5 protein-coding genes are annotated in these 6,019 nt (G+C 44.5%); 1 reads left to right on the forward strand and 4 read right to left on the reverse strand.

Going from position 1 to position 6,019, the window contains the following annotated elements:
- From ACO4PX_RS08040 to ACO4PX_RS08055, 4 genes are all read right to left on the reverse strand, one after another.
- Positions 1-1,226: sugar ABC transporter ATP-binding protein (locus tag ACO4PX_RS08040; protein WP_485572219.1), on the reverse strand; the 1,226-nt coding region annotated here is incomplete at its 3' end.
- A gap of 12 nt (positions 1,227-1,238) precedes the next feature.
- A complete protein-coding gene (locus ACO4PX_RS08045) occupies positions 1,239-1,898 on the reverse strand; it encodes an L-fuculose-phosphate aldolase (RefSeq protein WP_485530547.1) in 660 nt (219 codons plus the stop codon).
- 123 nt (positions 1,899-2,021) lie between these two features.
- Positions 2,022-3,803: an L-fucose isomerase gene (locus ACO4PX_RS08050; protein WP_304071199.1), complete on the reverse strand. Its 1,782-nt coding sequence runs from the start codon at positions 3,801-3,803 to the stop codon at positions 2,022-2,024.
- A gap of 47 nt (positions 3,804-3,850) precedes the next feature.
- Positions 3,851-5,260, reverse strand: coding sequence for a rhamnulokinase (locus ACO4PX_RS08055; protein WP_485559318.1), 1,410 nt, complete (start codon positions 5,258-5,260; stop codon positions 3,851-3,853).
- Positions 5,261-5,485: 225 nt separating this feature from the next.
- Between ACO4PX_RS08055 and ACO4PX_RS08060 the strand changes: the two genes are divergently transcribed.
- Positions 5,486-6,019 (forward strand): DeoR/GlpR family DNA-binding transcription regulator (locus tag ACO4PX_RS08060; protein ID WP_485572220.1); only part of this gene is annotated, 534 nt, incomplete at its 3' end.

A 6,019-nucleotide genomic window follows, 5' to 3' on the forward strand; every position in this document is an offset into this window, starting at 1 on the left:
TTGGCAATAACCACCTTTTGCTGATTTCCGCCGGATAACTTTTTGATGATTTGGCTAACACTCGGCGTCTTGGTTCTCAATTCTTCCACGTACTTTTCACTTCGTTCCTTACACTTCTTCTCATCAATGAAGAAGCCCTTTTGGAACTTTTCCAGAGAAGCCAGACAGGTATTTTCCTCAACGGTCTTATCCACCAACAGTCCGTATCTCTTTCTATCCTCGGACAGATAGCCGATTCCTGCCTTTACCGCATCCTCTGTGCTCTGAATATCCACTTCCTTACCGTGAATATAAATTTTTCCGGAATCTCTCTTATCCGCACCGAACAAAAGTCTTGCCACCTCTGTTCGTCCTGCACCCATCAGTCCTGAGAATCCCAGGATTTCTCCCTTATGGAGCTCGAAGGAAACATCTTTTACGGCCTTACCACGGCTTAAATGCTCACATTTTAGGACTACTTCCGCCCCTTCCTTCACCGCCGACTCAGTCTTTGGATCCATAAAGACGGTTCTTCCTACCATCATTTTGATGATATCGTCCTTGGTGCATTCCTTGGTTACCAGGCTTCCCACATACTCTCCGTCTCGCATAACCGTTACTTTGTCGGAGATGACATTGATCTCATCCATTCTATGGGAGATGTAAATGATGCCGGTTCCCTTTTCCCGTAAATCCCGAATAACCTTGAAAAGCTCTTCAATCTCGGAGGTACTTAATGCTGCGGTAGGTTCATCGAAAACAATGACCTTGGCCTGTGTAGAAATCGCTTTGGCAATTTCTACCATCTGCTGCTTTCCTACGGTAAGTTCTCCGATTTTTGCACTTGGCTTAATGTGTACATTCAGCTTTTTAAAAAGCTCTTCCGCATCTCTTTCCATCTTCTTATCATCGATAAAGAAGCCGCTCATTCGTTCCTGACCGATGAAAAGATTTTGTGCCACCGTCAAATCATTCATCATATTCAATTCCTGATGGACAATAGCGATTCCTGCTGCTTCCGACTCGGAAACGGATTTATATTCCACTTCTTTTCCTTCAAAGTGAATGCTTCCCTCGTCCTTGGAATAGATTCCTGTTAATATCTTCATGAGGGTGGATTTTCCTGCTCCATTTTCCCCCATCAGAGCTACTACCTCTCCCTTATTTAATTCCAACTCGGCATTCTTAAGTGCTGCAACTCCGGAGAAAGATTTTTTGATATTTTTCATTGATAACAAAGCTTCCATAAAATCTCCTCCTTAGTCTTTTTTCGTGCTCACTCTCTGCCCGTAGGACTTGAATTTTTCAGCCATGAGGGTCATTTCCTCATGGGGTAGAATCACCGGTTCTCCAATCGCCTTAGCCTTGGTATACACCTCCGAGCAGTACTCAATCTCTTCAATGATATTAAAGGCGTTGAGTAAGTCTTTAGCTCCTGCCAGAATTCCGTGATTGGCAAGGATAACCGCCTTTCTATCCTTCATGGCTTCAAAGGCATTTTCCGCAAGCTCCTTACTGCCGTAAGTAGCATACTTTGCCACCCGAACTGTTTCTCCTGCCACAGCAATCATGTAGTGGGTTGCCGGCAAATCCTCTCTTAAACAAGCCAGCACGGTTGCGTACATGGTGTGGGCATGAATCACCGCATCAATATCATCTCTGTACTTATAAGGCATGATGTGCATGGCCCACTCGGAGGAAGGAACTCTCTTTCCCTCTACCGTATTCCCATCCAGGTCAATGATAACAATGTCCTCAGGCTGAATCTCGAAAAAATCGATTCCGGAGGGGGTGATGGCTACATTTCCTGTAGCTCTGTCAAAAATACTAAGGTTCCCCCCTGTTCCCTTGGTAAGTCCCGCTTCTACCAATTTCTTTCCGTACTCAATAAGAAGCAGTCTTTCCTTTTCCATTAACATAAGTCTTCCTCTTTTCTTACCAATTCTCTAAGAAGTTTTATCCACCATTTTCTTGCCAATAGAAGAAAACTTCTATGATTTTTAAGCCCCGGCTCCCCTATACGGGGAGCCTTCAGCATTTTCCTACTTATACAAAGGTCCGTAGTAAGCGCAGGCTCTATAATCCTGTCCCTCTAAATCCGCTGTACCGAAGCCGTTGAAGGAGTGAGGTCTGAAGATTCTTCCCTCTTCCACATTATGGAAGGCTACAGGTATTCTCAGCATGGAAGCTAAGGTCAAAAGTCTGTCTCCCACATGACCTTCTACGGTAGCACCATGGTTTGCGCCCCATCTTGCCATTACGTTATATACGGAATCTGCCGCTCCAACCCCAATCTTTGGGGCAAACCAGGTGGTTGGCCAGGTCTTACTGGTTCTCTCATCCAAAATCTTATGAACTTCATCCTCCAGTACACAGGTATGTCCTTCAATCACCTGTAAGGTTGGGCCAACGCCTTCTACCATGTTCACACGAATCATGGTTACAGGCATCTCTGCCGCTGTCTTAAAGTGGGAGGAGAATCCACCGCCTCTAAAATACTCGTAGTCCGCTCTGCACCAATCGGTAGCTTCGCAACAAGCCTTGATATCTTCTTCGGTAAGATTCCACCATTCCTTCATGGTGCCCTTTCCGTTTGCATCCTTTGCCGCCGCACTGGCATCCAAGCAGCTTGCCCCGGAGTTAATCAGGTGGATAATTCCATTCTTTGCGTAGCCGCTAAGCTCCTTACCGCTGACTCTCTTTACCGCATCCGGAGACCAGTAGGTTCTTACATCGGAGAAGATGGGAGCCTTTCCTGTGGAAAGCCATCCAAACATCATTGCCACACCGTTTAAGGTATCGTTCTCTGTGGCAAAGGGAGTGGGCATCTTCTTTCCGTTCCAGTTAAAGCCGGAGGCCATGATTGCCTCGGTAAAGTCCGCATTGGGAAGCCAGTCTGTCCACATTCTCTGTCCCTGGAATCCGCCTGCAATAGCATTTCTTCCCAGAGCCTCTTCATGCCAGCCAAGGGCACTTAACTTTGGATTTCCGTAGAGAATATCTCTGACAATCAGCACATGCTTTACACAGAACTCCCACTGCTTGTCATCCGGAATAAATCTGGACTTGGTGATAACTTCGGGGAAATTCTTTCCGGCATTGATGTCCATACCTTCCTTACAGTATTCCTTTACCCAAGCCAATGCCTTCTCATATTCTTCATGGTCATAGATTTCCAGATTGATTCTGCGAAGAACCTCTGTCATATCTACCCATTCTGTTCTCATGCCCAAATACTTTTGCAGGAAGTCTACATTTACCACACTACCTGCGATACCCATGGATACCGCACCGATGTTTACATAGGATTTATTCTTCATAATGCCTACGGCAACCGCAGCTCTGGCAAAATCCAAAATCTTCTTCTGCACATCTTCGGTAATGCTGGTTTCGTCCTTGTCCTGCACTTCGGTTCCATAGATGGAAAAGGCAGGAAGACCTCTTTGTGCATAAGCCGCCATAACTGCTGCCAGATATACGGCTCCCGGTCTTTCTGTTCCGTTAAAGCCCCAAACCGCCTTAATGGTATTGGGATTTAAGTCCATAGTCTCTGTTCCGTAGCACCAGCAGGGAGTAACCGTCAGGGTTCCCACTACATTTTCCTTGGAAAAATACTCTTCGCAGATAGCGGCCTCTCCACCACCGCCGATGGTTGTGGGAGAAATCACTACCTCCACAGGCTCTCCGTCAGGATAACGAAGATTATCAGAGATAAGCTGTGCAGCTCTCTTCGCCATGTTCATGGTTTGTTCTTCTAAAGACTCTCTTACGCCACCCCATCTTCCGTCAATGGTGGGTCTAATGCCGATTCTTGGATGATTCATATTGCCTCCTTTATAGTTAAAACACTCTATGACCTTAGATTCTCTTGTCAGAAAGAATACTCCCGAATTTCCGATGCCTCGTAAATCAGCCTTCTTCCCTCTTCTAAACTTCCTATCTCCCCTTCTTTTTGTAAAAGTAGGAGAATATTTCCCAGGGCGGAACTTTCATAAGGGCCTGCCTTGACCTTTAGCTTTAAGTTCTTGGCTATCTTTTCCGCCAGATACTCTGACCTTGCCCCTCCTCCAATCATCTGAAGTTTGGAGAAGCTCTTTCCTAAAATGCGCTCTATATCCTCTTTCACTTCTCTGTATTTTTCCACCATGCTGGCATAAATCAGAGTAAAGTAGGAAAAGTCATCCTTAGGAGGCTCCCCACCCTTGGCTAGAAGATAAGCATCAATTTCTTGCTTTACCTTTATGCCTTCTCTTCCAAAAACTTCTGCGTCCATGTCCAGTAGACTTTCGGGCTCTGTATCTTTTTGCACGAAGGCTGTAATCTCAGAAAAAGCAATCTTTCTTCCCAGTCTTCCTTCCAACTCCTCCTTATACTTTTCTAACAGATAAAGTCCTGTGATATTTTTAAAGAAAAGCGTTTCCGACCGGTAACTCAGCTCATTGGTAAGATTCCTCTCATAGGCTTCTTTACTGACCAATGCCTTCTCTACAGAAGTTCCGATTAAGGACCAGGTACCGCAGCTTAGGAACAAAGACTGATTCTCTGCATCCCTTTCCGTCATCAAAAGGGCGCTGGCTGTATCATGTCCGCAAACCGGAATCACGTCTATGGATAAGCTTCTAAGCCTTTCCAGCCTTGCATTTTTGGTATTTCCCTTCCATTCTCCCGCTCGAACAATTTGGGGAACCAACTCCTTCTTTAATTGAAGTTTGGAAAATAGATGGTCGGAAACTGCCTTTTTGGATAAATCGTATAAACCTGTTGTAGACCAAATGCTTTCCTCTCCAATCTTTTCTCCTGTCAAAAGGTAGAAAAGCAGATCCGGAATCATTAAGAGCTTATCCGCTTTCTCATAAACCTCCGGCTCAAACTTCTTTAAGGCCAGTAGCTGATAGACGGTATTGATGGTCATAATCTGATTTCCGCTGTTTTGGAAAAGCTCAAATTCCTCCATGAGGGCCTTGGCCTCATCTCTGCCCTCGGAAAACTTTTCATCTCTGTAGCAGTGGGGCGCTTGCAGCAGATTCCCCTCCTTGTCGATGAGACCAAAATCCACGCCCCAAGTGTCAATCCCGATACAGGATACATCCGGATTTTCCAAGATGGTCTCCTCAATCTTTCCGGCAAGACTTTCCCAATCCCAGTAGAGTCTTCCGTCCCTTTTTTGAATCTTATGAGCCATTCGCATGACTTCTTTGGTGCAAAACTTACCATCTTCTATATAGCCTAAAATACCTCTGATGGATGTAGCACCCATATCAAACGCCAAAACCTTTTTCATAATCCTATCTCCAAATAATAGCCCTATATCCTATAAATGCTTAGGAGTAAGCCCTTCTCCGCTACTCCTTATGAATGATTTTTCAAGTCATTTTTTAATATCCAGAATATAGCATATTTCATAAAATAATTGTATGTTTGAACATTTTGTTGGAAATATTTCCTATTTCTGTGCTATACTGTCCAAGATTGAACATTTTTGTTCATGAAAAATAAGGAGAAATAAATGGGGATTAATGAAAGAAAAAGAGAAATTGTTGAAAGCCTAAACCAGCATAACGGCTTTGCCAGTATCAATTACCTATGTAAGAAGCTTTATGCTTCCCGTTCTACGATTCGAAGAGACCTGATGTCTCTGGAAGAAGATGGCATACTGAAGCGTTCCCACGGCTATGTTTCTTTGGTGGTAAAGTCTGCGAAAGAAAGCCCTATCAGTATGCGACAAATAGAAAATTTGGATAAAAAACAAATCATTGCAAGAAAAATGGAGCCGCTAATCAAAGACGGTATGGTAATCTTCTTGGACTCTTCTTCCACCGTTTGTCAGCTGGCTCCTATTTTAAAGACAAAGCAGCACCTTACCATCATCACCAATGGCATCAATATTGCCAACGAATTATCCCATGCGCAAAACCTGACCTGCTTTCTTTGTCCGGGCGTTCTGAAGCACAAGAGTCTTTCGATTGTGGGGGAGTTCACCTCCCAATTTATCAAGAACTTTCATGCAGAGCTTGCCATCCTGTCCTGCAAAGCGATTCAG

The organism is Oribacterium sp., assembly GCF_057249185.1.